Source organism: Enterobacter sp. SM3 (assembly GCF_009811935.2).
Lineage (GTDB): Bacteria > Pseudomonadota > Gammaproteobacteria > Enterobacterales > Enterobacteriaceae > Enterobacter > Enterobacter asburiae_D.
The window spans coordinates 1,590,456-1,616,832 of sequence record NZ_CP099971.1 but is presented as its reverse complement, the minus strand read 5'-3'; the positions used below and the strand labels follow the sequence as shown (position 1 = coordinate 1,616,832).

Genomic DNA, 26,377 nt, shown 5'->3' with positions numbered 1-26,377 from the left:
ATAGGTAGACGGCTAAGCTGTTGCCTTACCTTATGTAAAGAAGTTTAAAGATAACGCAGCCCTAAGCACAAGTTAAGTTTAAAAAAAAAGCGGCGCCAGTGCGCCGCTTCGGGTCAGAAGACGCGTTAGGAAGCGTCCGCCGTGGTTTCCGGCAATGACTCCGGCGGCTGCGGCGCAAAGCCACGCAGCCCCACAACGTGAACGTGTTCGCTGTTCTGGAACACTTTACGCACCAGTTTGTAGGTAGTGCCCTTCTCGGGGCTGATGTTCTCAGGTGCCGCGATAATGAGCTGCATATCGAGACGTTCGCAAAGCTCGAACAGCGTAGCAATTGAGCGGGCATCAAGACGCGCCGCCTCATCGAGGAACAGCAGTCGGCATGGCGAGATGTCTTTGCCGCGCAGGCGGCGCGCTTCATCTTCCCAGCTCTGTACGACCATCACCAGAATTGACATCCCGGTACCGATCGCTTCACCGGTAGAGAGCGCCCCGGATTCCGCACGCAGCCAGCCGTCTGAGCCACGGTTTACCTCAACTTCCATTTCCAGGTAGTTGCGGTAGTCCAGCAGCTCTTCACCGATGGTTTGCGGCGTACGTTGCCCCATATCAATCTGCGGGTTCAGGCGCTGATACAGCTTCGCCAGCGCTTCGGAGAAGGTCAGACGGTTGCTGTTGAACAGATCCTGATGCTGCTCGTGCTGCTCAGACAGCACTTCCAGCAGCGTCGCGTGGGCTTCACGCACGTTGACGTTGAGGCGCACGCTGTTCACCTGGCCAAACGACACGCTCTGCAGACCCTGGTTCAGCTGGCGGATACGGTTCTGCTCGCGCTGAATGGTTTTGCGAATGATGTTCGCCACGCTGCGGGAGCTGATCGCCAGCTTCTGCTCGCGGGAGGTCAGCTCCTCCGTCAGGCGCCCCAGCTCGATTTCCATCTGTTCGATGGCTTCAACCGGATCGTCAGTACGGATGATGTCCTGACGAATACGCTCGCGCAGGTGCTGGTAAACCGCCACGAAGAACTGGATTTTACGTTCCGGACGTTTTGGATCTTCCGACATACGCAGCACGTCGCGCAGGTGTTCGTTATCCGCCACCGCCAGACGCAGCGCACCCAACGCCTTATCCGACATGGAACGCAGCTCATCGGCAGAGAGGTACGCCAGCTCGCGACGGTGCAGACGACGCTCAACGTTATTGTCTTTCACCATGCGCATCACCGCGCACCAGCCTGCTTTGGCGGTCACGACCTGCTCGCGCATCTCAAAGTAGTCGCGCTCCAGCTTGCGCAGGCGACGGGTCAGGTTATCCATTTCCGCTTCGCAGAAGGTCAGCGCTTTTTCCAGCTGATTACGACGCGCGCGGTTATTGCTGAGCTGAGAATGCAGCTCGTCACGACGAATACGCGCGCGCTCTTCTGCCCCGCTGTCGGCACGCACGCCGATGTCCTGAAGCTCTTTCTGCAGATCGTTTAACAGCTCTTTCTTGGTGTCGAAGGAGCTTTTCAGCGAGGCCAGCACCTGGTTGTACTGGTTCAGTTGAGCGGAGTGGCTGCGCATTGCTTCGCGGGCGCGAGTACGTTCCGCTTCCGCCTGCTCAAGGCGCTGACGCAGTTTTTCGTTCAGGTCGCTGTTACCACTCAGCATTTCAGCCGAATCGGAGTAGCCGAAGTGCGCACGACGCTGCACCACTTCCGTCAGGGCAAACGCCTGCTGACGCGCTTCGCGCTGCACCTGCTGCGACCAGGCATAATCTTCTTTTAACTGCTCGAACTGTTCCGGATCGCTCTGCAGGACAGACACGACGGGCTCCAGCTTCGCCAGCTGATTGCCGTGCTGCTGCACGAAACGCGCGGCTTCCTGCGCTTCATCCAGACGCTCCTGGATCTCATCCACACGGTCAGCCAGTGTGTCATCCGCCAGCAGATTCAGGCGCGGCAGAATGCGGTTGAGGGCAGCGACGCCCTCTTTCGCCTGTTCAAACTGAACGCGGCTCTGCTGGTTATCACTTTCATGGCTGGCAATCGCACGTTCCAGCTCGCCACGGCGGGTATTGAGTTTGCGGATTTCGGCTTCCGGATCCGCGTCAAACGCTACGGCGAGATGGCTGCCGATAAAGCGGCTGAACGACTGATGCAGACGCTGGGTTTTCTGCACGTCAAACGACAGGGTCGCAAAACGTTCGGACAGCGTCTCACGCTCGGCGTGCAGGCTCTCGATGCGGCTTTCGCGCGCGGCGCGGCCAAACAGCGGCAGCTCAGGGAAGCGGGAATAACGCCACTGACGGTCGGCGATTTTCACCACGACAGCTTTTTCCAGCTCGTCGACGCTGAATACGCTGTCATCGAACGACTGCGGATCCCCTTCGATCAGGTAAAGATCTTCCGGACAATCTTCCAGGCCGGCAAGCTGCTCAGAAATCAGGGACAGATCCGGGACCACGATCGCGTTGCGGGATGGACCGTACAGCGCGGAGAAGTACGGGGCATCGTCAAGGCCAACGTCGTCATAAATCTCGGACAGCAGCACGCCGCCAAAACGCTCAGCTAGCGCATTCAGGCGCGGATCTTCTGAACCGCCCGGCTGGCTTAAGCGCTCAATTTCTTCATCGACGTCGCGCTTGCGGGCGCCCACTTCGTCACGCTCAACAATGGCTTCGCGCTCGCGCTCCAGCAGCTGCTGCAGGTATTCGGTCACTTCCTGGCTGGATTCGAACTGCTCGCCGCACTGCTCGCTGAGCTGATTCAGGCTGCTTTGCGCAGCCAGCCAGACTGGCGCACGCTGCAGGAGCGCCTTCGAACGGGACTGTATCTGCTCCAGCTCCTGACGCAGCGTCATACGCTGTTCGCTGGCGTTTGATACGGTATCGGACAGGGCCGCAATACGCGCTTCCAGCTCCTGATGCAGGGCCTCAAGCTCGTCGAAATCGTAATTTTTTCCCTGACGCTTGCAGAATTCCGCCAGCAGACGCTCGGCTTCCTGCTGCTCGCGCAGGCGCTGCTCCAGCTCGTTCAGGCGCATACGCAGCGGCTGAACCTGCTCGGCCAGATGGCGCTGGTTCACACCGTCGCGCAGCAGTTCACGGGCAACGTCCCAGGCTTCGTTACGCGCCAGCGGGCCGTTAATTGCGACCACCAGCTGATAAGCCTGCTCAAACTGGCTGTGCGCCGTTTGCGCGACGCTCATTTTCTGTTCGAGGGAGAGCAGTTTTTCGGTGGCTTCCTGCTCTTTGGCCTGGAAGGTATCCAGCCACTCGTCGGCGCTGTCCGGCGTCAGGTCAGGCAGATGGCACAACTCTTTCGCACGCTGTAATGCCTGCAATGCCTGGGTGTACTGAATCGCTCGCGTCTGCTGCACGTCAAGTGCCTGCTGGTAATCGGCAAGCTGGCTTTTCAGCTCATCCACTTCCAGCTCGGCCGCTTCGGCACGGGCTTCGTTCTCTTCCTGCATGTCGGCGGCTTCGGCCACCACTTCATTCTGCTCTTCGAGACGAATCTGCAGCTCATCGAGATCCGCTTCATAGCGCTCGATTTTTTCCTGCTGACGCAGCGCGGTCTGCACCAGGTTCAGGTGATCGCTGGCGGCCTGGTAATCGGCTTCCAGGTCGCCTTCAGCACCGTTGTGCTCGCCCAGCTCGCGCGCCATTTCAACGTGCTTGTACTGCTCGGCCACCAGCTGTTTACGGGAGGTAAACAGCTCGCGGCGGTATTCTAATGCCTGATCGAGATGCACCCGGCGCTCGTTGGCGTGGCGCATGTAGTCCGCCGCCACGTAGTTGGTGGCTTCGCTGATCAGGTGTTTAAACAGGTCGCGGTCAGACTGGGTAACGCGAATCGCTTCCAGCGTCATGCGGTTTTCACGCAGCGCCGCTTCCATATCCTGGAAGGCCTTACGCACGCCGCTGTTTTCCGGCAGCAGGTAATCGCGCAGGGAGCGGGTAATCGCGCTGGAGATACCGCCGTACAGAGACGCTTCGATCAGACGGTAATATTTGCTACGGTCTGACGCCGTGCGCAGACGACGCGCCACCACGCCCAGATCGAACATCAGCGAGTGGTAGTCGGTAATGGAGTTGAACTGCTTGAACTGCACGCCTTCGATGGCTTCGAGCTTGTCCTTCAGCTCCTGCAGCGTCAGCACGCGCGCCTGACGTTCGTTCAGGGTTTCCGTCAGCAGCGACGTCGGCTGCACGGACGTTGGCAGACCCTGGATCGCAAACGGTTTGATATCCACTTTGCGGTCGCGACCGGCAACCTGCTGCAGGCGCACGCCCACCACCACGCGCTGATGACGGGAGTTAATGACGTCCAGAACCGAATAACAGACGCCGGCCTTCAGCTTACCGTGCAGACCTTTATCGCGGGAGCCGCTTGTTGCCCCCGCTTCGGTGGTGTTACGGAAATGGAGCAGCGTCAGATCGGGGATCAGCGCCGTAACAAAGGCCGCCATGGTGGTGGATTTACCCGCACCGTTACCGCCGGAGAGCGTCGTGACCAGCTCATCCAGATCGAACGTTCGGGCAAAGAAGCCGTTCCAGTTAATCAGCGTCAGTGAGCGAAATTTACCGCGTTCAATCATTACTCTTCCTCCCCGCTATCCGGCAGATTCTCTTCATGCTCATCATTGAGCTGCAAATGGTTTTCCACCGGCATCGCTTCACCGTCGCGGATCATCCGAAGCTGCGCTTCACGCGCGTCATCGCCCGCACGCACGTCGGCGCCGAAGCGGAAGACAGATTCCGTGATGCGGAATTTGCTGCTGTCGTGGCCCATAAACCAGACCATGCCCAGACGACGCAGACGGTTCAGGGAAGAGCGAACCTTTTCCTGTAATTTCTGACGGTCAAGATCCGATCCCGTGGAGCGGTTGTTCACCAGCTTGAGCAACTTGCTCTCATCAGCCAGCGTCAACAGCTCGTCGTAAAGTTCCTGCTGGGTGAAGATCCCTTCATTCGCCAGACGTTCCGGGCTGAGGTAGAGGTAGCAAAGAATTTTGCCGACCATCATATCCAGCTCGGAGAGCACGGAACGCGGAATCAGCGTCGTGGAGCGCGGACGCAGGTAGAAAAACCCTTCCGGCGCGCGGATAAGCTCCACGTTGTAGCGTGCGTAAAACTCTTCCAGGTACTCCTGAAAGTCCATCAAAAAGGCGTGATTATCCAGCTCGTCTAAGCCAATATGACGACCGGCACGCAGCTGGCTGTCCAGCGCCGGAAATAACGGATTCGCCAGCGCCTGAGCCAGCTTAACCGGCATCACTTGTTCAATATTTGTCAATGACATGCGCCTGTACCTTGGCTCCGTAATCGTTAATTGGCTGCCACTTCGGCGGCAGTCCGGTGAAATCTGCTTGCGCGACGCCCAGACGCACCGCCTGGTCTACCACAATGCGGGCAATGTCGAAGTGGCGCGCGCGTGGATACTGCGCCAGATAGTCGCGCACCACGAGACCAAGATCCAGCGGCACTTGTCTGGTTTTGTAGACAGCGAGCTGTTCTTCGATCATCGCCGCAAGCTGCTCGCGAATTTCGTTAAATTCTTCATATTCCAGATCCGGCGGCAGTTCACCGGTTACCTCTTCATCGCGCAGCGCCATCTCTTCGTCGCGCATATCCAGCAGACGATCGGCACTGGCGTAGGTCAGCGCCCACGGCGCATCGAAATAGGTCTGCACCGACTGACGCAGACGCTGAGCAAAGACGCGGTTTTTATCCATATCAATCGCGGTACGGATAAATTTATGCACGTGTCGGTCGTAGCCGATCCACAGGTCGATCGACTGCTGGCCCCAGCTGATAATGCGGTCAAGCTTGCTCTGCAGATCGAACACCAGACGGTCGATAAAATGCAGATCGTCGTGCGCCAGCGTCGCGTCCTGGATGCGCAGCAGGTTAGCCTGCAGCTTGTCCCCTGCGGCTTCCAGCGTATCCTGGAGCTCACGCAGCGTGCCGGAGGTTTCTGACAGCAGAAGTTCACAGCTGGAGATGGCCGCTCGCCAGTCTTTATTCAGCAACTGCGCGATATCGTCTTTCACCTGCTGCTGCTGTTCGTCCATCAGGCGCTGGGTGAGATCGATACTGTCGAAAATCTCGGCCACTGAATATTTCAGCGGCGCGTAGACGTTACGGTGCCAGTGGAATTCGTCACCGTTTTCATCCGCCGCGTCGGCGGCGCGCTTAAGCTCACCCGCCACGATCGAGAGCTGCATGGAAAGACGCAGCGTGGAAAATTCACGCTGGCGGATGTAGTAATCGGTGATGCCGATGCCCAGCGGCGTCAGGCGATAGATGGCGTTTCCTTCCGCCTGCTCGCTGGTAAAGCGGTTCAGCAGACGTTGACGCACCATATCGTTGATCGCGTTGTTGGCACGCACGCTAATGGTTTCGCTGGTTTGCTCAAACGCATCACTGACATGGCGGAACGCATCCACCAGTTCACCCTCGCTCATTTCACCGTCCAGCCGTTCGCCGTTCAGCGTGGCAACCGCCAGCAGGAAAGAGAGTCTGTCTACCGGCAGCGAGATGGAGAAATCGTTTTTCCTGGCCCAGGCAACCAGTTCGGGGACTGTCTGGGAAAATTCACTCATAGGTTATCCTTGCATCTGCGGCTTGTGCGCGGTGACGTGAATATAGCGGCCAAGGCTGATAAAAGGCTCCTGACGGCAATACCGCGTTTCTAATTCTGTTAAGGTGTCAAAACAGTCACGCTGTTTGTGTTTTTCACGCAGATAATCATGAAACACCCTGACGCCCGTCTTCCCGACGATCTGCCAGCCAATCGCTTCCAGCCAGCCATAAACCTGCTGTGGATCGCGCGGATAGTCCGGGGAAAGCGTGCGCTTTTTCTTTTTAGGCATCCCGACCTGAACATAGTCGAAGTTTCCTGCAACCATGTTGTGCATCAGGAAGCCGTTAGCATTGTAGAACATCAGCGACAGCGTGCCGCCCGGGCGTAACATCGACCACAGGGTTTGTAACACGCTTTGCGGATCGGCAACCCACTCCAGCACCGCATGAAACAATATCAGATCAACCTGGGTTTCCAAATGCTGCGCGATGTCCTGAGCGGCGCATTGTATAAAATGCATGTTGTCGCTCACACCTTTCTCTTTTGCAGCACGCGTCGCGCGGGCGACCATTTCAGCAGAAAGATCGCAAAGCGTGACGTGATGACCGCGCTCGGCCATTTTTATCGCCGTCTGCCCTTCACCGCCACCGGCGTCCAGCACGCGCAACGTTTGACCACCAAAGGTGGCCAGAATGGTGTCCAGATCCTGCCAGAGGATCGTCTGACGAAGCTGCCCTTTCGTGGTGCCATAAATGTTGCGCGAAAACTTTTCCGCGATGTCATCAAAATTGCGATCCCGCATTGGGAGAGTTCCACTCGCTAACTGCAAAACCGCTATTTTGTCACACCCGCGCGGAGAATGAACCTCTCTGGTGTAATATCACGGGTAATCACCTGCTATATGGTCAAAAAAGGAACCAAAAAGGATGCTTTTTACCCTTAAGAAATACATTGGAGGGATGATGCTTCCCCTTCCGCTGCTGCTCATCATCATCGCGCTGGGGCTGGCGCTGGTGTGGTTCAGTCGCTTTCAGAAGAGTGGCAAAACGCTTATCACGCTCGGCTGGTTTGTCCTGCTGCTATTGAGCCTGCAGCCGGTCGCGGATGGTCTGCTACGACCCATCGAAAACACGTACCCAACGTGGCAGGGAAATCAGAAAGTGGCGTACATCGTGGTGCTGGGCGGCGGATATACCTGGGATCCTGACTGGGCACCCAGTTCAAACCTGATCAACAACAGCCTGCCACGGCTAAACGAAGGCATTCGCCTCTGGCTGGCGAATCCGGGATCAAAAATGATTTTCACCGGCGCAGCGGCCAAAACGAACCCAGTGAGTACGGCTGAGGCGGGCGCCAGAGTCGCGGAATCACTCGGCGTGCCGCGCTCCTCAATTATCACTCTGGACAGCCCAAAAGATACCGAAGAAGAGGCTGCCGCAGTGAAGCAGGCGATTGGCGATGTCCCGTTCTTACTGGTGACCTCCGCCTCACACCTGCCGCGCGCAATGATTTTCTTTGAGAAGCAAGGCCTGCACCCGCTTCCCGCACCGGCAAACCAGATGGCCATCGACGCGCCGCTTAACCCGTGGGAACGGGCGATCCCCTCCCCGGCGTGGCTGATGCATAGCGATCGCGTCGGTTATGAGACGCTCGGACGCCTCTGGCAGTGGCTGAAAGGATCGTCAGGCGAGCCAGGGCAGGAGTGATTTTGTTGCCAGATCGAAGTTTGCGCGATTAAAACGTCCGGTATTCACCAGCTGCGCGACTTCGTCCCAGAGCAGATAAAGCCAGCGCCGCCAGAGAAACGCTTCTGCAACGGGCGCGCGTTGAAGGTAGTGCCACAGCAAACCTTCCGCCGCCCCGCTGTCGCTGAGCCTGAACAGCTCGTATTCGCGCGGAGCCCAGAGCATGATCCCCGGCCCCAACATCGCGAGAAGCTGATCGCTGCGGGAGTCTTTGAGCATGCTGCGCAGGGTGAAATTACCGTGGATCAGCACGCAGTTGTCATTAAAACCGTCGAACAGCGCCGGTAAGCACTCGCGGGTGCGAAACAGAATACGCTTATCCTGCATGGTTAAACCGGTATTGTTGAACTGGTTAAGCGTCCCCCACAGGACCTCAACCCGCTGGCGATACCACAGCGGCCACAGATTTTCCTGAGTGCTGTCGACCGGCCCGACAAGCCCGCGGCTATCCTGACGGTGCCAGGCCAGCAGCGCCTCGACAATCTGGTCTTTTAACTGCTCCCAGCGTTCCGGCGTGCGCGCGGGCGCTTCAACGGGCACGCCGCGCAAGCGCTCAATCAGCAGCACGTCCGGGCCGGGGTGTTCCTCGTGCGTCATTACGCCGTACACCGTCGGCATACGGACGGTTCCCTCCCGCGCCAGCATCGACATTTTCCATGCAAGCTGCCTGGCAACGCCCGGCGAGGTGAAACTTCTGGCCATCAGCGGCATAGGGTTGCCCTGACTGTCATACAACGACCAAAGCGCGGTATCGGCCTTTTCACTCACGCATTCGACCCGGCTTAATTTCTCACCCAGCAGATGGCTAAGTTCGGCACGCAGCTGTTCCATATGAGATTACCCCCATTAAGACTACTGCTTTTATAATGAGCGTCCTGAAGGAAGATGTCACCCGGAAGAGATCAATTAGGGAAAAGAAAGGGGAATTAACGGGGAGAGGACATCCCCCCGTCAGGAGGGATGCAGGCGGTATTAGCGCAGCTCGGCGCGGACGCGCTCAAGATCTTCCGGCGTATCAACGCCCGTTCCAGGCAATTCGCTGGCAACGGCAACGTGAATTTTTTCGCCGTACCAGAGCACGCGAAGCTGCTCCAGCATTTCGATATGCTCCAGCGGACTCGGCGCCCAGGTAACATACCGACGAATAAAACCGGCCCGATAGCCGTAGATCCCAATATGACGCAGGAAGGTATCACCGATGGTCTCTTTAGAGAGCGCAAAGCGATCGCGATCCCAGGGGATCGTGGCGCGCGAGAAATAGAGCGCATAGCCTTCGGCATCCATGACCACCTTCACCGCATTCGGATTGAATGCCTCTTCAGCGTGGTGAATGGGCACCGCGAGCGTCGCCATACCAACCTGACGCTGAGCCAGGTTTTCTGCCACCTGACGGATAATCACCGCCGGGATCATCGGCTCGTCACCCTGCACGTTAACGATGACCGTATCATCACTGAAACCACATTTCTCAACCACTTCCGCCAGACGCTCGGTGCCGGACTGGTGATCGGCGCGGGTCATGCATACCTCACCGCCTGCCGCCTCAACCGCACGGGCGACGTCAGGATGATCGGTAGCAACAATCACGCGATCGGCACCGGATTCACGCGCACGCTCAAGAACATGCACAATCATCGGCTTGCCGTTGATATCCACCAGAGGTTTACCCGGCAGGCGCGTTGAGGCATAGCGCGCAGGAATAATGACAACAAAACTCATGGTTTGCTCTCTTCTGCCACCAGGGAACGAGCTTCATTTTCCAGCAGTACCGGAATGCCATCGCGCAGCGGGAAAGCCAGGCTATCCAGCTTGCAGATCAGCTCCTGTTTGTCCTGGCTGTAGTAGAGTTTGCCGTTGCATACCGGGCAGGCAATAATTTCAAGTAAACGGTGATCCATAGTTCCTCCGTATGGGTAATCGCTAAAGCTTAACACATTCCCTTTTCAGGGAGTGCCTGTTTCCCAGCCACTTCGACAGGTTGTAAACAGTCCGTCGGGTACCCGGCCCAGCGTCACGTCGCGGGCGCCCTGCCAGCGCGCGAATTCGCTAATGGCGAACGTTAACCCTTTTTCCAGGCTCGCCGTCACCCTGACGCCCTCTTCCAGATAAAGCGCAATGATTTCAAGCGTGCCGGTCTTGCGGTGCATTTTGGCGTCCATGCGCCCGACCAGTTGCCCCTTATGCAGCAGCGGGAGAACAAAGTAACCATACTGGCGCTTTGGGGCCGGGGTATAACATTCCAGCCGGTAGCTAAAATCGAACAGCTGCTCGGCGCGTTTTCTGTCCCAGACGACCGGGTCGAAAGGCGACAACACCGCACTGTGGGTTGCCTGAAGTTTCCCCTCCTGGGCCTGAGGCAGTAGCGGGAGGAGATCCGCATGCAGCCACATTTCGCCCAGCGTTTCCACCGTGACGGGGATGACGCGTTGTTCGCGTTGCCAGATATCCAGCAGCGGTTTCAGCGCGGGCTGGCGAAGGCGGTAATAGTCTGCCAGCCATTGCGTGCGGAAAATCCCCAGGCTGCGGGCGCTGTTCTCCAGCATGAGGGCCTCGGCCGCCTCCTGGGTAAGCAGGTCACGCTCGTCGTCCCAGTGCGGCATCACGCGATGCGTCAGGTCGTAGACGCGCTGAAAATTACGCCGCTCAATCACCATGACTTTGCCAGAGGTAAACAGCCCTTCGAGATGACGTTTATGCGGCTTCCACTCCCACCAGCCGCTGGTGCCTTTGCGCGGGTGTTCAAAATCGGCGGAGCGTACGGGCCCGTTATCCTGAATATGCGCGATTAGCTGCTCAATTTCGGCCGCATGTTCCAGCATCCACGCCTGTCGGTATTTCCAGCCCATCTTTTCCGGGGCAAGCATACGGTGGCGAACCAGGGCAAAATCGCTGCGGGGCAGGAAGCAGGCTTCGTGCGCCCAGTACTCCATTAACTCCCCCTTGCTGAGCGCCTCATCCAGCCACTGCGAAGGATAATTTCCCAGGCGGCTAAACAGAACCAGGTAAGGGCTACGGGCCACAATGTTAATGGTGTCGATTTGAAGCAGCGACATGCGCTGGACGGTAGAGAGAATATCGGCAGGCTGCGCGCGGCGGCGGGGCTTTTTGAGCAGCCCCTGCGCGGCAAGATGTAAATGACGTGCGGCTGAAAGCGAGAGTTGCGGTAAAGACATGCGTTTTCCTGTCAGTCAAAGCGCACCAGAACCGCGTAAGCCTTTACTGCACCAACGCAATCAGTTCCTGGAGCAAGAGTTCCGGCTGCTCGCCGCTGAGTTCAGCGTCAACCGGCAGATACCACCAGTTATCTTTCGCAAAGGCACGGCATTTCACCGCATCTTTTTCGGTCATGATCAGCGACTGTCCGGGTACGGTCAAGGCATCAACCTGCCCTTCCACCAGCGCCTGATGGTCGGCCAGCGGAACGCGTTTTTCCAGCCGGGCACCGCACTGTTCCAGCGTCGCGAAGAAGCGCGGCGGATGGCCAATCCCCGCCATCGCCGCCAGTGAAGGTAGCTCAGCAACCGACCGGCGTTCCCCCGTCACCAGGTTGACCGCCAGGCCCGGCTGCAGGTGCATCGGGATTTCACCCGCGCGTGCCTCACCACCGTTCACAATCACCGCATCAACGGACTTAAGACGCGAAGCACGTTCGCGCATGGGGCCAGCCGGCAGCCACCAGCCGTTACCGAAACGGCGAACGCCGTCGATGACCGCAATCTCTTTATCACGCGCCAGGGCGTAATGCTGCAGGCCATCGTCAGTGATAATGATTTGTACCATGTGTTCGGCAAGCAGTGCCTGAACGGCGTCGCTGCGCACCGGGGAGACCGCAACCGGTGCGCCGGTACGCTGGAAAATCAATACCGGTTCATCACCCGCTTCGGCGGTCGTGGTTTCCGCCGTCAGCAGCAGCGGATAACGCGCCGCTTTACCACCATATCCGCGCGATACCACCCCCGGGCGGATACCGCGTTTTTGCAATTGCTCCACCAGCCAGATCACCACCGGCGTTTTACCGTTGCCGCCCGCCGTAAGATTACCGACAACCACAACCGGAACCGGCGCGCGCCAGGCACGCTTCAGCCCCAGACGGTAAAGCAGACGGATAGTGCCGCTCACCAGGCCGTATAGCCAGGAGAGCGGCAGAAGCAGCAGCCACAGCGGAGATTCACCGGACCAGATGCGTGCAATCATTGTTGGCCAAACTGCATCTTATGAAGCTGGGCGTAAACGCCGCGGTGTTCCAGCAAATCGGCATGGCTTCCGCGTTCAACAATGACGCCATCCTCAACCACGACGATTTCATCAGCCTGCTCGATAGTCGACAGTCGGTGCGCAATCACCAGCGAGGTACGGTTCTTTTGCAGCTCATCCAGCGCAGACTGAATAGCGCGTTCAGATTCCGTATCCAGCGCAGAGGTCGCTTCATCCAGGATCAGAATTGGGCTATCGCGCAGCAGCGCGCGCGCAATGGCGATACGCTGACGCTGACCGCCGGAGAGCAGTACCCCGTTCTCACCGATTATCGTATCCAGACCGTTATCCATCTTATTGATAAAGTCCATTGCGTAGGCCATACGCGCGGCGTTCTCAATCTGCTCGCGGCTGTACTCATCAGTGCGTGCGTAAGCGATGTTGTTGGCGACCGTATCGTTAAACAGGTGCACGTTCTGGGAAACCAGCGCCACCTGGTTACGCAGCGACTGCAGGGTATACTCCCGCAGGTCATGACCGTCTAACAGGATTTCACCTTCGTTAATGTCGTAGAAACGGGTCATCAGGCTGGCAATAGTCGATTTACCCGAACCAGAACGGCCCACCAGCGCAACGGTTTTACCCGCCGGAATAGACAGGTTGATATTACGCAGGGCAGGCACTTCGCGGCCTGGATAGGTAAAGGTCACGTTGCGGAATTCGACGTCTCCGTTCGCACGCTCGATCACGCGCTTACCTTCATCTTTTTCCTGTTCGGAATCCAGAATGCTGAACAGCGTCTGACAGGCGGCCATCCCGCGCTGGAACTGGGCGTTGACGTTCGTCAGTGATTTCAGCGGACGCATCAGTGCAATCATAGAGGAGAAGACCACGGTAATGGTACCCGCCGTCAGCGTCTCCATGACGCTCGGGAAGCTTGCCGCATACAGGACGAATGCCAGCGCCAGGGAGGCAATCAGCTGAATAATCGGATCAGAGATGGAAGAGGCCGAGACCATTTTCATCCCCTGAAGGCGCATTTTGTTGCTGACTTTATCAAAGCGTTTGGTTTCGACGTCCTGACCGCCAAAAATCAGAACTTCTTTATGCCCTTTCAGCATCTGTTCCGCGCTGGTCGTCACCTGCCCCATCGTGTTCTGCATATTCTTACTGATATTGCGGAAGCGCTTTGAGACGACGCGGATAGCAATAGAAACTATCGGCGCCAGAACGATAAGGATGATCGACAGCTGCCAGCTGTAATAGAACATCATCGCGAACAGGCCGATGATTGACGCACCCTCACGCACAACGGTGATCAGCGCGCTTGAGGACGAGGAGGCAACCTGCTCTGAGTCGTAGGTAATACGGGACAGCAGCGTCCCGGTAGACTGCTTGTCAAAGAACGAAACCGGCATGCCCATCATGTGGCTGAACAGGCGACGGCGCATGGTCATCACCACTTTCCCTGATACCCAGGAAATACAGTAGCTGGAGATATAGCTGGTGATGCCGCGTAAGATCATCAGTCCGATAACCACCAGAGGCATCCATAGCAACACTGAGCGATCCGTTTTACCAAAACCGTCGTCCAGTAACGGTTTGAGAAGCGATAGCATAAAAGTATCGCTGGCTGCGTTGAGGATTAACGCTACTCCCGCCACGATCAGGCCTGTTTTAAAGGGCGCAATCATCGGCCAGAGTCGGCGGAAGGTTTGCCACGTGGAGAGATCTTTGTCGTTATGCATTCAAAAAACCAGCATTCGTTGAAATAGCCGCATATTCTACCCGTTATCGACGGGCGCGCCAAACCACTGATGATACCAAACGGGTAAAAATTGCTCTCGCAAGCGCCGGATTTGCCAGTGATGTTGCGAGAATGTCACCGATATTTGTCCAGAATGGGGAGTATCGTGCCAGATATACCCCTCTTTTCGATAACGTCGGACAACTTTTGCCGACGGGAATCGCCAGGCGTTATACCGTGCCGCTGAATCCAGGGCAATCTGACCTTCCACCCGCTGTACCAACGGCAATGAAGACGAGGTATTGCTGCCATGATGGGGCGCCTGTATGAGCGTGGACGTCAGATAACGCCAGTAATGGCTAAGCATAGCCTGTTCCGCTTGCGCTTCAATGTCGCCTGTTAGCAGAACACTCTGCTCGCCGTCGTCCACCTTTACCACGCAGGAACGGTTGTTACCCTGAGCCGGGTAATTTTCAGGGGGCCAGTGGACGGTGAAGGTAAGTCCCTGCCATCGCCATCTCTGCCCGCGAAAACAGGGGCGATGTCCCGCCTGGCGCAAGGGGCTTCTGACCCACACATCAGGCCACGCTTTCTGCAACGATACGAGACCTCCCGCATGGTCGAGGTGCTCATGACTGATAATAACGCCTTCAGGCCTCAGGTGATGCCAGCGAAGCCACGGGATAATTAACCGCTGCGCGCTATCCCCGCCCGGCCAGGCGAGACCGGTATCATAGAGAATAGCTTTCCCCTGCCGTTCAATGACCATCGCCAGCCCCTGCCCTACATCCAGCATATGCAGCGTCCAGCTCTCGCTTTTTGCCGTTCGCCAGAGAGGAAATGTCAGTAAGACACTTCCTGCAAGACACACGGCAGGCAGTGTTTTCCAGGCACGAAAGCGCCAGCCCATGATGATAAGCCAGGGCAGCAGCGTCATGTACTGCCAGCGTTGATCGACACTCTGCCAACCGTCAGGCAGGCGCATGAGTAGCCAGAACAACCCCGCAAGTGACCTATCGGCTGCGAACCAGACGACGCTTTCCGGTGCCGCCAGCGGTAGGAGATGAAGCAGCATGCCGAGCAGGATAAGCGGCACGGAGACAAACGTCACCAGGGGAACGGCAAAAAGATTCGCGACCAGGGAGGAGATGCTGAAGCCATGGAAAATCAAGACCTGTAACGGCATGAGCAGCATCAGCATGCCGACCTGCAGATAGAGCAGGTTCAGTAGCGGTCGAATACGTCGTGCCCTGTGCCACTCAGGAAGAGGCAGCCACTGAAACCAGAAAATCAGCGCGGCGACGGCAAATGCGGACAGGGCCAGACTCTGCGAAAGTACGGCTAAAGGATCGCTTATCAGGATCGCCGCGATACAGCACACCCATACCTGCCAGGGAGTCCACTGGCGGGCAGCGATCCGCAACATAGCAAGCACAGCAAGCGCGATGACCGTTCGTAGCGCAGGAGGTTGCAGACCGGTAAGCCAGGCGTAGAAAGCGGCAAAGCATAATCCGGCCAGGAGCGGCATTTGCCAGTGGACCCGGTGGCTGGGTAATAAAAACTGGAGTCCACGCGCGAGTAACCAGACGAGGGATGCCGCCAGCGCGATATGCAGACCCGAAATCGCCATTAAATGCAGCGTCCCGGTTTCACGCATCAGGTCTTTTATTTCCCGGGGCACATCCAGACGTTCCCCCATTCCCAGTCCGAGGATAACCGCCCCCCAGCGGTAAGCCGAAAGTCGGTTTTGCAGTGACATCAGGTATTGCGCTCGCAGGCTGCAGCGCCCATCGACAAGTTCAGCACGGGTGAAGCGCCCGCTCAGCGTTTGGTGTCGGGCAAAAGCGCTGCGCTGAGAATCATATCCGCCCTCGTTCAGTTCGCCGTGAGCAGGCCTGAGCCTGAGCGTCATGCTCCAGCGCTGACCGGCACACGCTTTCTGGGGCAGATAATTTCCATACAGCGTTACGCCGGTGGAGCCCCACCAGCGCTTGCCCTCTACGCTGAGAATGTTTCCCTGATGCAGCGTTGCGCCATCTGTGGCGGTGATCTCCACCTCAGCCTGCACAGCACCCGTGGTTAAATGCTGCATCGGCCAGACGCTCTCCTGCGCGGCAAGCATACCCCATGCACAAAATAATAACGCGATCCCGACATACTTCAGTCGTACATTGCGCGTTGCGGCCAGCGCTATCCCGCCAACAATCATTAGCCACACGGTATGACGTGATGGCAGTTCAGGTAACCAGAGTAACGGGGCTATTGCCAGAATGACGCAGACGCTAAGAGCGGGAATTCCCATTTCTACCTCCCTGTTTCAGGGGGCAGTATGTAAGCAGATAGAGTGAGTTGTCAGGTGAGAAGCATGTGTTTTACGGCACGCGCTGTGCTGTTTTTATCGGTTTGCAGAAAATGAAATGAAAAATGCGGGGCACCTTCAGAATGAAAGCGACAGAGACAAAAAAAGCACCCGCAGGTGCTTTCTTTCGAACCCAGTTTAACCGGCTGGCTAAACTCAGTTGCCGTAAATATTGGCGCGATCGCGCAGTTCTTTACCCGGCTTAAAGTGTGGAACGTACTTACCTTCCAGCTCGACTTTATCGCCAGTTTTCGGGTTACGCCCGGTACGTGGAGCACGATAGTGCAGAGAAAAACTACCGAAACCGCGGATTTCAATGCGCTCGCCCTGGGCAAGAGTGGAGGCCATATGCTCCAGCATCTCTTTTACGGCATCTTCCACTGCCTTGGCAGGGATATGCGGTTGCTGACTGGCAAGTCTTTCAATCAATTCTGACTTGGTCATGATTCCTCCGGTTCCTTTCAAACCAATTAGCTGAACAGCTCATTAAACAAGGGCGGCCGTAGCCGCCCTTTGTTATTGATTACAGGACGAATCCTGCAATCTGTCAAGTTTGCTCCTCATCCTTCGCGCTGTAAATGCGTTACAGCGCAAATGATGCTGAGAACCTGATATTACTCGCCTTTAGCTGCTTTGAAAGCTTCAGCCATTGCGTTGTTAGAGAAGTTTGCATCTTCCTGTTTGTTAACAGTTGCGATTGCATCTTTCTCATCAGCTTCGTCTTTAGCACGAACAGACAGGCTGATTGCACGGTTCTTACGGTCAACACCGGTGAACTTAGCTTCAACGTCGTCGCCTACGTTCAGAACCAGAGTGGCATCTTCAACGCGGTCACGTGAAGCTTCAGAAGCGCGCAGGTAACCTTCAACGCCGTCAGCCAGTTCTACGGTTGCGCCTTTAGCGTCAACTGCAGTCACTTTACCGTTTACGATTGCGCCTTTCTTGTTCAGTGCAACCCAGTTGTTGAACGGATCTTCTGCGAGCTGTTTAACGCCCAGGGAGATACGCTCACGCTCTGCGTCAACCTGCAGAACAACTGCAGCGATTTCGTCGCCTTTTTTGTATTCACGAACTGCTTCTTCGCCTGCAACGTTCCAGGAGATGTCAGACAGGTGAACCAGGCCATCGATGCCGCCGTCCAGGCCGATGAAGATACCGAAGTCAGTGATAGACTTGATTTTACCTTCAACACGGTCGCCCTTGTTGTGGGTTTCCGCGAACTGCTGCCATGGGTTGTTTTTGCACTGTTTCAGGCCCAGGGAGATACGACGACGTTCTTCGTCGATATCCAGAACCATCACTTCCACTACATCACCAACGTTAACAACTTTGGATGGGTGGATGTTTTTGTTGGTCCAGTCCATTTCGGAAACGTGCACCAGGCCTTCAACGCCTTCTTCGATTTCAACGAAGCAGCCGTAGTCAGTCAGGTTGGTAACGCGACCAGTCAGTTTAGTACCTTCTGGGTAACGCTTAGCGATAGCTACCCATGGATCTTCGCCCAGCTGTTTCAGGCCGAGGGATACACGAGTACGCTCGCGGTCGAACTTCAGCACTTTAACAGTGATTTCGTCGCCAACGTTCACGATTTCGCTTGGGTGCTTAACGCGTTTCCACGCCATGTCGGTGATGTGCAGCAGGCCATCAACGCCGCCCAGGTCAACGAATGCGCCGTAGTCAGTGAGGTTCTTAACGATACCTTTGACTTCCATGCCTTCCTGCAGGTTTTCCAGCAGCTGATCGCGTTCTGCGCTGTTTTCGGATTCGATAACGGCACGACGGGATACAACAACGTTGTTACGCTTCTGGTCCAGCTTGATTACTTTGAACTCAAGCTCTTTGCCTTCGAGGTGCAGGGTGTCACGGACTGGACGAACGTCTACCAGTGAACCTGGCAGGAACGCACGAATACCATTCAGCTCAACAGTGAAGCCGCCTTTAACTTTGCCGTTGATAACACCGACCACAGTTTCAGCTTCTTCGTAAGCTTTTTCCAGCGTGATCCAAGCTTCGTGACGCTTAGCTTTCTCACGGGACAGCAGGGTTTCACCGAAGCCGTCTTCCACTGCATCCAGAGCAACGTCAACTTCGTCACCAACCTGGATTTCCAGCTCGCCCTGGGCGTTTTTGAACTGCTCTGCCGGAATGGCGGACTCAGATTTCAGACCGGCGTCAACCAGTACTACGTCTTTGTCGATAGCAACAACAACACCACGAACGATGGAACCCGGACGGGTTTCGATTGTTTTTAAGGATTCTTCAAATAGTTGAGCAAAAGATTCAGTCATGTTTAATCTTCAGGTTAAGATAACGTCCACCTGGCTCCGTGCCGGATGGGGTTGTTTCACATACCCGCCGTCAATCCATTGCAGCGGGGGTACTACTAAATCGGTCGCGATTACGCGAGTGCCAGTTTTTGGCGCGCATATTGTAGCGCTTTTTCAATCACTTGCTCAATAGTTAAACTGGTTGAATCCAGAACTAATGCATCTTCTGCAGGAACAAGTGGGGCGACGGCGCGGTTACGATCGCGGTCATCGCGCTCTTTTATCTCGGATAAAAGGCGATCAAAGTTAACACTAAACCCCTTTTCCTGCAACTGAAGCATGCGGCGTTGAGCACGTTCTTCCGAAGAGGCATCGAGGAAAATTTTCACAGGCGCGTCAGGGAATACCACGGTTCCCATATCGCGTCCGTCAGCGATCAGACCCGGAGCTTCACGGAACGCGCGCTGACGACGCAGCAGCGCCTCACGAACGCGCGGGAAGGCCGCGACCTGGGAGGCTGCATTCGCCACTTCCTGCGTACGGATTTCGCCGCTCACGTCTTCCCCTTCAAGGATGACTTCCAGGTTGCCATCGGTCGACACGAAACGCACATCCAGATGCGCAGCCAGCGGAACCAGCGCCTCTTCAGACGCGACATCCACGTGATGATGCAGCGCGGCCAGCGCCAGCACGCGATAGATTGCTCCCGAATCTAAAAGATGCCATTGCAATGCTTCCGCCATCGCTTTGCACAGAGTACCTTTCCCTGCGCCACTCGGCCCATCAATGGTGATTACCGGGGCAACTGCCGTCATCTTTTTCTCCTTAAATAAGGCATACCGTTTACATGAACGCCGCGCATTATACGCGCCAACGTGCGCAACTGTTACCTTTGCGTGCAAATTACGGAATGATTGAAGCAGAGTGTAGAATAAATGAGCGGAGGTATTCGTAATGAAGCGTAAGCAAATGCCGCATCGGACGATGCGGCAAGGCGTTATCAGGCCAGCGTGCTAATGCGTGCCAGCTGTTCGAAGTAGTCCGGGAAGGTTTTCGCGGTACATTTCGGATCAAGAATGGTGACAGGCGTGTCTGACAGCGCCACCAGCGAGAAGCACATTGCCATACGGTGATCGTTGTAGGTTCCGATTTCCGCAAACTGCAGTTTTGCCGGAGGGGTCACGCGAATGTAGTCTTCGCCCTCTTCCACCTCGGCACCGACTTTCCGCAACTCTGTCGCCATTGCGAACAGGCGGTCCGTCTCTTTTACGCGCCAGTTGTAGATATTACGCAGCGTGGTCGTGCCTTTGGCAAACAGCGCCGCCGTGGCAATGGTCATCGCCGCATCCGGGATATGGTTCATGTCCATGTCGATGGCGTTCAGCTCGCCGTGGGTACAGGAGATGAAGTCATCGCCCCAGGTGACAGTAGCGCCCATTTTTTCCAGCACGTCCGCAAAACGGATGTCGCCCTGCACGCTGTTACGTCCAATACCGGTCACTTTTACCGTGCCGCCTTTAATCGCTCCCGCGGCCAGGAAGTAGGACGCGGATGACGCATCCCCTTCAACCAGGTAATTACCCGGAGACTGGTACTGCTGCGCCCCGCGCACCACGAAGCGCTGATAAGACTGGTTTTCCACCTCAACGCCAAAGGTTTTCATCAGGTGCAGCGTGATATCAATGTAAGGTTTGGAAACCAGCTCACCTTTAATCGTGATAACCGTATCCTGCGGGGCCAGCGGCGCGGTCATCAGCAGTGCCGTCAGGAACTGGCTGGAAACGCTGCCGTCAACCTCGACATGACCGCCGGTAAAACCGCCGCGCAGACGCAGTGGCGGATAGTTTTCCTGCTCCAGATACTCAATCTGCGCGCCGCCCTGACGCAGGGCATCCACCAGGTGACCAATCGGACGCTCTTTCATGCGCGGCTCGCCGGTCAGCACGATGTTGTTGCTCCCCAGGCACAGGGCCGCCGCCAGCGGGCGCATCGCGGTACCCGCGTTGCCCAGAAACAGTTCAAGCTCTTCGCCCGAACGCAGCGCGCCGCCGTTGCCGGTCACTTCGCAGCGGGTACGATCGTCGGAGAGAGTGTAATGAACGCCCAACGCTTTCAGCGCATTGAGCATATGGCGCACGTCATCGCTGTCCAGCAGGTTTGTGAGGACGGTGGTGCCGTTTGCCAGAGCTGCCAGCAGCAGAGCGCGGTTCGAGACACTTTTTGAACCAGGCAGATTAATGGTGCCATCTACCCGCGCGATAGGTTGTAACGTCAGGGATTCCATGAAAACTAAACTCTCAACTCAACATAATAAAAACCCCGCAGGGACGCTGCGGGGGTGAAAAACAGCGAATTAACCGTGACGACGTTCGAAGTCGATCATGAAATCCGTCAGGGCTTTAACGCCTTCCAGCGGCATCGCGTTATAGATGGAGGCACGCATGCCGCCAACGACACGGTGACCTTTGAGCGCATGCAGACCTGCCGCGAAGGACTCTTCCAGGAACACTTTGTCCAAGCTGCTGTCCGCCAGCTGGAACGGCACGTTCATGCGGGAACGGTTAGCGTTCGCCACATCGTTGCGGTAGAAATCGCTCTTGTCGATCACGCCATACAGCAGTTCAGCTTTCTGCTGATTGACCTTGTCCATCTGCGCCACGCCGCCGTTTTGTTTCAGCCATTTGAAGACCAGGCCGGAGAGATACCAGGCAAACGTTGGTGGGGTGTTGAACATAGAGTCGTTATCGTTCAGCACGGTGTAATCGAGAATCGACGGGCAGGATTTATGCGCTTTACCCAGCAGGTCTTCACGCACGACGACGATAGTCAAACCGGCCGGACCGATATTTTTCTGCGCGCCCGCATAAATAACGCCGTAGCGGCTGACATCAATTGGCGCAGACAGAATGGTGGAGGAGAAGTCGGCGGCAACCACGACATCGCTGCCGAAGTTTGGCGTCTCGTCGATGGCAATCCCGTCAATGGTTTCGTTCGGGCAGTAGTGCAGATAGGCTGCGTTATCAGAAAGCTGCCACTCGCTCATTGGCTTCACGGCGCGCAGACCGTCAACGGTCACTTTGGCGTCGATAACATTCGGCGTGCAGTATTTATGCGCTTCTTTAACGGCGCTTGCCGCCCAGTAACCCGCGTCAACGTAGTCAGCCGTCGTTTTGTCACCGAGGATATTCAGCGGAATACCCGCAAACTGGCCGCGCCCACCGCCGTGACAGAACAATACTTTGTAGTTCGAGGGAATATTCAGCAGATCGCGAAAATCCTTTTCTGCCTCTTCCGCCACCTGAATAAACTCTTTACCACGGTGGCTGATTTCCATCACCGACGTACCGAGACCGTTCCAGTCACAAAGTTCCTGTTGAGCCTGTTTAAGCACGTCTGCCGGTAACATTGCCGGACCTGAACTGAAATTAAAGACTTGAGCCATTTCCCCTCACCACGCTAAAAGCCATAAGTTATAACTGTGGATATCGGTTTTATCATTCAGTGACACGCGCCGCAATGTCTAAAACTTATGACCCGTGAAATGTGTCCCGCGTCACACAAAACAATCTGCCGCCTCGCTAAGACAAAACCGACAAAATGGCTGTCAGGTGATGCGTTTGGCCCGGCTAACCTTCGTCCATTCCGGATTTGCACAGCGGGGGCATAATTGGCGATCCCCCGGCTGCATCGCGACAACATGGCTACATCTTACGCAAGCATACTCGCCGGATTCCGGTACCGTTCTGAAACGCTCAATGAGCATATCCGGCAGGATACACAGTCCCGGCTTCACCTCGTCGTCAGAATAGTAATAGACGCTGATCTGCCCGTTGGTTTCCATGATCGCCAGCCTCACCTGCCCGAGCTGTTCAACGCTGTTCAGGCGAAGCTCCATAAAGAATTCAAACTCGGTCATATTGGCGCTTTGTACATTTTCCCAGGCCAGCTGTCCGTCCTCGACGATAACGACCGGCTTGCCTTCAAGCAGATCTTCCAGCTTTTCGCTTTTCGACATCAGCCACATGACAAGACGGTAAAGGAGCGCCAGTGAGACAAACACGATAAACACCGGCACCATCGGCACATCATCATAAAAGGCGACGTCCCCCGCCGCTGACCCCAGCGTCAGGATGATCAACACCTCAAAGAGGGACATCTGCCGCACACCGCGACGGCCGGTGATCTTAAGAAACAGGAAGACAAGTACGAAGGTATAGAGGCTGCGCAGCGCCACTTCGCCCAGAAATTCAGGAGGAACTTTATCAAACGCCATCCGCTGGAGATCAAATGCTTTCATTTTTCTATGCCTTAACAGTCAGTTACTGCCACTAAGCATAGTCCAGCCTTTTATTTTCGCCGAAGATAGCACCCGTCACGCAAAACCCGTATCATTGCGCGCTTTACGTACGATAAAAGTGAACGCCATGACTCAAACGTTTATCCCCGGCAAAGACGCCGCTCTGGAAGATTCCATCGCTCGCTTCCAGCAGAAACTGACCGACCTGGGTTTTAACATCGAAGAAGCCTCCTGGCTCAATCCGGTGCCTCATGTCTGGTCCGTGCATATTCGCGATAAAGACTGTGCCCTGTGCTTTACCAACGGTAAAGGCGCGACAAAAAAAGCGGCACTGGCCTCTGCGCTGGGTGAGTATTTTGAGCGTCTGTCCACCAACTATTTCTTCGCAGACTTCTGGCTGGGCGAGACCATCGCTAACGGCCCGTTCGTTCACTATCCAAATGAAAAATGGTTCCCGCTGACTGAAGATGACGAGCTGCCGGAAGGTATTCTCGACGCGCGCCTGCGTGCCTTCTACGATCCAGACAGCGAACTGACCGCCAGCATGCTGATCGATCTCCAGTCCGGTAACGAGGATCGCGGTATCTGCGCCCTGCCGTTCACCCGTCAGTCTGACGAGCAGACCGTGTATATCCCGATGAACATCGTCGGCAACCTGTACGTGTCTAACGGCATGTCCGCCGGTAACACCCGCAATGAAGCGCGCGTGCAGGGTCTGTCTGAAGTCTTTGAACGCCACATCAAAAACCGCATCATCGCCGAATCCATCAGCCTGCCTGAAATTCCGGCCGACGTGCTGGCGCGCTACCCGGGCGTAGTGGAGTCCATCGCCAAGCTCGAAGCCGAAGGTTTCCCAATCTTTGCCTATGACGGCTCGCTGGGCGGTAAGTACCCGGTTATCTGCGTCGTGCTGTTTAACCCGGCCAACGGCACCTGCTTCGCCTCCTTCGGCGCGCACCCTGACTTCGGCGTGGCGCTGGAGCGTACCGTCACCGAGCTGCTGCAGGGCCGTAGCCTGAAAGATCTCGACGTCTTCACCCCGCCAACGTTTGACGATGAAGAAGTGGCCGAGCATACCAACCTCGAAACCCACTTCATCGACTCCAGCGGCTTAATTTCCTGGGATATGTTCAAGCAGGACGCTGACTATCCGTTCGTGGACTGGAGCTTTGCCGGTACCACGGAAGAAGAGTTCGCCACGCTGATGGCGATCTTCAACGCGGAAGATCAGGAAGTTTATATTGCCGACTACGAACACCTTGGCGTCTACGCGTGCCGCATTATTGTTCCAGGCATGTCCGACATCTACCCGGCTGAAGATCTGTGGCTGGCGAATAACAGCATGGGCGCGCACCTGCGCGAAACGCTGCTGGCTCTGCCGGGCAGCGAGTGGGAGAAAGAAGATTATCTGAACCTGATCGCCCAGCTGGACGAAGAAGGCCACGATGACTTTACCCGCGTACGCGAACTGCTGGGCCTGGCGACCGGTAAAGACAACGGCTGGTATACCCTGCGTATCGGTGAGCTGAAAGCGATGCTGGCCCTGGCGGGAGGCGATTTGGATCAGGCTCTGGCCTGGACCGAGTGGACCATGGAATTCAACCAGTCGGTCTTCTCTGCCGAACGCACCAATTATTACCGCTGCCTGCAAACCCTGTTGCTGCTGGCACAGGAAGACGATCGCGAGCCGCTGCAATATCTGAACGCTTTCGTGCGTATGTACGGTGCTGAGGCCGTAGAAGCAGCCAGCGCGGCCCTGAGCGGCGAAGCGCCGTTCTATGGCCTGCAGGCTGTTGATAGCGATCTGAAAGCCTTCCCGGCGCACCAGTCGCTGCTGAAGGCCTACGAAAAGCTGCAGAAAGCAAAAGCCGCTTACTGGTCAAAATAAGCGCACATAACATTACCAGCAGTAGGCGTATTCAATCGTCTGGGCTATATTACGGGGCAATTTCATTGCCCCGTTTTTTATTTTCTTCGGCAATGACTGTTGATTGTAATAATAAAGTTAAACATGGGTAAATATAATAATATTTACCTGGGCTTTACTGTTACTTTTTATGGTAAATACTCCATACTAATTAACTGTCTCAAAGGTGGCTGAACGAAAAAATTCAACTCTTTTCATAACTTTTAAAATTTATTTTTATACGGATAATCAAATACTTACTCCGCATTTGTCGTAAAACCATACACACTGCGGGCCTATAAGCCAGGCGAGATATGATCTATATCAATTTCTCTTCTATAATGCTTTGTTAGTATCTCGTCGCCGACTTAATAAAGAGAGAGTTAGTGTGAAAGCTGACAACCCTTTTGATCTTTTACTCCCTGCTGCGATGGCCAAAGTTGCCGAAGAAGCAGGTGTCTATAAAGCAACGAAACACCCGATGAAGACGTTCTATCTGGCGATCACGGCAGGTGTGTTCATCTCTATCGCTTTCGTCTTCTACATCACCGCCACCACCGGTACTGCCGGAATGCCTTTCGGCATGGCCAAACTGATTGGCGGCATTTGCTTCTCACTGGGTCTGATTCTCTGCGTCATCTGCGGCGCCGACCTCTTCACCTCAACGGTGCTGATTGTCGTGGCAAAGGCCAGCGGAAGAATTACCTGGGGTCAGCTGGCACGTAACTGGCTTAACGTCTATGTGGGTAACCTGGTTGGCTGTCTGCTCTTTGTTTTGTTGATGTGGCTTTCTGGTGAGTACATGACCGCCAACGGTGGCTGGGGCCTTAACGTCCTGCAAACCGCCGACCACAAAATGCACCACACATTTATCGAAGCCGTTGCTCTCGGCATCCTCGCTAACCTGATGGTCTGCCTGGCTGTATGGATGAGCTACTCGGGTCGTAGCCTGATGGACAAAGCCTTAATTATGGTTCTGCCGGTTGCGATGTTTGTTGCCAGCGGCTTTGAGCACAGTATCGCGAATATGTTCATGATCCCAATGGGCATAGTCATCCGCGACTTTGCGAGCCCGGAGTTCTGGACCGCAGTTGGTTCATCCCCGGAAAGTTTCTCTCACCTGACTATTATGAATTTCATTACTGATAACCTGATCCCTGTCACTATCGGGAACATTATCGGTGGGGGTCTGTTAGTTGGGTTGACATACTGGGTCATTTACCTGCGTGGCGACGATCATCATTGATGGTTTTCTCAGGCAGTAAATAAAAAATCCACTTAAGAAGGTAGGTGTTAC

General features: G+C 55.8%; 20 protein-coding genes. 3 read left to right on the top strand and 17 right to left on the bottom strand.

The genetic code is table 11. The annotated features are described in order from the left end of the window. Positions 1-125: 125 nt before the first annotated feature. From mukB to cmoM, 4 genes are read right to left on the bottom strand one after another with little or no spacing between them, the layout of a single operon-like run. Positions 126-4,577: a chromosome partition protein MukB gene (gene mukB / locus GVO84_RS07460; RefSeq protein ID WP_159513780.1), complete on the bottom strand. Its 4,452-nt coding sequence runs from the start codon at positions 4,575-4,577 to the stop codon at positions 126-128. After that, complete coding sequence (gene mukE, locus GVO84_RS07455) at positions 4,577-5,281, bottom strand: chromosome partition protein MukE (protein WP_008499954.1); 705 nt, start codon at positions 5,279-5,281, stop codon at positions 4,577-4,579. The genes mukB and mukE overlap by 1 nt, the downstream gene beginning before the upstream one ends. Then, positions 5,262-6,584 (bottom strand): chromosome partition protein MukF, encoded by a 1,323-nt coding sequence (mukF, locus tag GVO84_RS07450; protein WP_023335133.1) that lies wholly within the window; start codon positions 6,582-6,584, stop codon positions 5,262-5,264. Before mukF ends, mukE begins: the two co-directional genes overlap by 20 nt. A gap of 3 nt (positions 6,585-6,587) precedes the next feature. After that, positions 6,588-7,367, bottom strand: a complete 780-nt coding sequence (gene cmoM / locus GVO84_RS07445; protein WP_159513779.1) for a tRNA uridine 5-oxyacetic acid(34) methyltransferase CmoM — start codon at positions 7,365-7,367, stop codon at positions 6,588-6,590. A 124-nt stretch (positions 7,368-7,491) separates the two neighbouring features. On the opposite strand from cmoM, the gene elyC reads away from it, so the two are divergent. Then, positions 7,492-8,271, top strand: coding sequence for an envelope biogenesis factor ElyC (gene elyC / locus GVO84_RS07440; RefSeq protein WP_159513778.1), 780 nt, complete (start codon positions 7,492-7,494; stop codon positions 8,269-8,271). On the opposite strand, the gene GVO84_RS07435 is transcribed toward elyC, so the two are convergent. From GVO84_RS07435 to GVO84_RS07375, 13 genes are all read right to left on the bottom strand, one after another. Beyond that, on the bottom strand, positions 8,248-9,141 hold the full coding sequence (locus GVO84_RS07435) for a YcbJ family phosphotransferase (RefSeq protein WP_023311002.1): 894 nt from the start codon (positions 9,139-9,141) through the stop codon (positions 8,248-8,250). The genes elyC and GVO84_RS07435 overlap by 24 nt on opposite strands. A gap of 141 nt (positions 9,142-9,282) precedes the next feature. Further along, on the bottom strand, positions 9,283-10,029 hold the full coding sequence (gene kdsB, locus GVO84_RS07430; protein ID WP_159513777.1) for a 3-deoxy-manno-octulosonate cytidylyltransferase: 747 nt from the start codon (positions 10,027-10,029) through the stop codon (positions 9,283-9,285). Beyond that, positions 10,026-10,208: a protein YcaR gene (ycaR, locus tag GVO84_RS07425; protein ID WP_006174474.1), complete on the bottom strand. Its 183-nt coding sequence runs from the start codon at positions 10,206-10,208 to the stop codon at positions 10,026-10,028. Before ycaR ends, kdsB begins: the two co-directional genes overlap by 4 nt. Before the next feature lie 45 nt (positions 10,209-10,253). Continuing rightward, the gene (locus tag GVO84_RS07420; protein ID WP_159513776.1) at positions 10,254-11,483 is read right to left on the bottom strand and encodes a winged helix-turn-helix domain-containing protein; all 1,230 of its coding nucleotides are present in this window, start codon (positions 11,481-11,483) and stop codon (positions 10,254-10,256) included. Positions 11,484-11,526: 43 nt separating this feature from the next. Then, on the bottom strand, positions 11,527-12,504 hold the full coding sequence (lpxK, locus tag GVO84_RS07415; protein ID WP_159513775.1) for a tetraacyldisaccharide 4'-kinase: 978 nt from the start codon (positions 12,502-12,504) through the stop codon (positions 11,527-11,529). Next, positions 12,501-14,252 (bottom strand): lipid A ABC transporter ATP-binding protein/permease MsbA, encoded by a 1,752-nt coding sequence (gene msbA / locus GVO84_RS07410; RefSeq protein WP_023335128.1) that lies wholly within the window; start codon positions 14,250-14,252, stop codon positions 12,501-12,503. Before msbA ends, lpxK begins: the two co-directional genes overlap by 4 nt. Before the next feature lie 36 nt (positions 14,253-14,288). After that, complete coding sequence (locus GVO84_RS07405) at positions 14,289-16,553, bottom strand: ComEC family protein (RefSeq protein WP_159513774.1); 2,265 nt, start codon at positions 16,551-16,553, stop codon at positions 14,289-14,291. A 213-nt stretch (positions 16,554-16,766) separates the two neighbouring features. Continuing rightward, positions 16,767-17,054, bottom strand: coding sequence for an integration host factor subunit beta (ihfB, locus tag GVO84_RS07400; RefSeq protein ID WP_008499965.1), 288 nt, complete (start codon positions 17,052-17,054; stop codon positions 16,767-16,769). Between the two features lie 170 nt (positions 17,055-17,224). Beyond that, the gene (rpsA, locus tag GVO84_RS07395) at positions 17,225-18,898 is read right to left on the bottom strand and encodes a 30S ribosomal protein S1 (RefSeq protein ID WP_014169387.1); all 1,674 of its coding nucleotides are present in this window, start codon (positions 18,896-18,898) and stop codon (positions 17,225-17,227) included. A gap of 110 nt (positions 18,899-19,008) precedes the next feature. Beyond that, positions 19,009-19,692: a (d)CMP kinase gene (cmk, locus tag GVO84_RS07390; RefSeq protein WP_013097305.1), complete on the bottom strand. Its 684-nt coding sequence runs from the start codon at positions 19,690-19,692 to the stop codon at positions 19,009-19,011. Between the two features lie 185 nt (positions 19,693-19,877). Continuing rightward, positions 19,878-21,161 (bottom strand): 3-phosphoshikimate 1-carboxyvinyltransferase, encoded by a 1,284-nt coding sequence (aroA, locus tag GVO84_RS07385; RefSeq protein ID WP_159513773.1) that lies wholly within the window; start codon positions 21,159-21,161, stop codon positions 19,878-19,880. Positions 21,162-21,230: 69 nt separating this feature from the next. Beyond that, a complete protein-coding gene (gene serC / locus GVO84_RS07380; protein ID WP_121425741.1) occupies positions 21,231-22,319 on the bottom strand; it encodes a 3-phosphoserine/phosphohydroxythreonine transaminase in 1,089 nt (362 codons plus the stop codon). A gap of 162 nt (positions 22,320-22,481) precedes the next feature. Then, a complete protein-coding gene (locus GVO84_RS07375; protein ID WP_023310994.1) occupies positions 22,482-23,174 on the bottom strand; it encodes a DUF421 domain-containing protein in 693 nt (230 codons plus the stop codon). Positions 23,175-23,301: 127 nt separating this feature from the next. Between GVO84_RS07375 and ycaO the strand changes: the two genes are divergently transcribed. Continuing rightward, complete coding sequence (ycaO, locus tag GVO84_RS07370; RefSeq protein ID WP_032658203.1) at positions 23,302-25,062, top strand: 30S ribosomal protein S12 methylthiotransferase accessory factor YcaO; 1,761 nt, start codon at positions 23,302-23,304, stop codon at positions 25,060-25,062. Between the two features lie 406 nt (positions 25,063-25,468). Further along, the gene (focA, locus tag GVO84_RS07365; protein ID WP_008499974.1) at positions 25,469-26,326 is read left to right on the top strand and encodes a formate transporter FocA; all 858 of its coding nucleotides are present in this window, start codon (positions 25,469-25,471) and stop codon (positions 26,324-26,326) included. Positions 26,327-26,377: the final 51 nt, after the last annotated feature.

Bases quoted from the DNA above. Each gene is read 5' to 3' on its own strand.
- kdsB (WP_159513777.1), bottom strand. From the start codon at position 10,029: ATGAGTTTTGTTGTCATTATTCCTGCGCGCTATGCCTCAACGCGCCTG.
- mukE (WP_008499954.1), bottom strand. From the start codon at position 5,281: ATGTCATTGACAAATATTGAACAAGTGATGCCGGTTAAGCTGGCTCAG.
- aroA (WP_159513773.1), bottom strand. From the start codon at position 21,161: ATGGAATCCCTGACGTTACAACCTATCGCGCGGGTAGATGGCACCATT.
- rpsA (WP_014169387.1), bottom strand. From the start codon at position 18,898: ATGACTGAATCTTTTGCTCAACTATTTGAAGAATCCTTAAAAACAATC.
- elyC (WP_159513778.1), top strand. From the start codon at position 7,492: ATGCTTTTTACCCTTAAGAAATACATTGGAGGGATGATGCTTCCCCTT.
- lpxK (WP_159513775.1), bottom strand. From the start codon at position 12,504: ATGATTGCACGCATCTGGTCCGGTGAATCTCCGCTGTGGCTGCTGCTT.
- ycaR (WP_006174474.1), bottom strand. From the start codon at position 10,208: ATGGATCACCGTTTACTTGAAATTATTGCCTGCCCGGTATGCAACGGC.
- GVO84_RS07375 (WP_023310994.1), bottom strand. From the start codon at position 23,174: ATGAAAGCATTTGATCTCCAGCGGATGGCGTTTGATAAAGTTCCTCCT.
- serC (WP_121425741.1), bottom strand. From the start codon at position 22,319: ATGGCTCAAGTCTTTAATTTCAGTTCAGGTCCGGCAATGTTACCGGCA.
- GVO84_RS07420 (WP_159513776.1), bottom strand. From the start codon at position 11,483: ATGTCTTTACCGCAACTCTCGCTTTCAGCCGCACGTCATTTACATCTT.
- ycaO (WP_032658203.1), top strand. From the start codon at position 23,302: ATGACTCAAACGTTTATCCCCGGCAAAGACGCCGCTCTGGAAGATTCC.
- ihfB (WP_008499965.1), bottom strand. From the start codon at position 17,054: ATGACCAAGTCAGAATTGATTGAAAGACTTGCCAGTCAGCAACCGCAT.
- mukF (WP_023335133.1), bottom strand. From the start codon at position 6,584: ATGAGTGAATTTTCCCAGACAGTCCCCGAACTGGTTGCCTGGGCCAGG.
- cmk (WP_013097305.1), bottom strand. From the start codon at position 19,692: ATGACGGCAGTTGCCCCGGTAATCACCATTGATGGGCCGAGTGGCGCA.
- GVO84_RS07405 (WP_159513774.1), bottom strand. From the start codon at position 16,553: ATGGGAATTCCCGCTCTTAGCGTCTGCGTCATTCTGGCAATAGCCCCG.
- cmoM (WP_159513779.1), bottom strand. From the start codon at position 7,367: ATGCGGGATCGCAATTTTGATGACATCGCGGAAAAGTTTTCGCGCAAC.
- mukB (WP_159513780.1), bottom strand. From the start codon at position 4,577: ATGATTGAACGCGGTAAATTTCGCTCACTGACGCTGATTAACTGGAAC.
- msbA (WP_023335128.1), bottom strand. From the start codon at position 14,252: ATGCATAACGACAAAGATCTCTCCACGTGGCAAACCTTCCGCCGACTC.
- GVO84_RS07435 (WP_023311002.1), bottom strand. From the start codon at position 9,141: ATGGAACAGCTGCGTGCCGAACTTAGCCATCTGCTGGGTGAGAAATTA.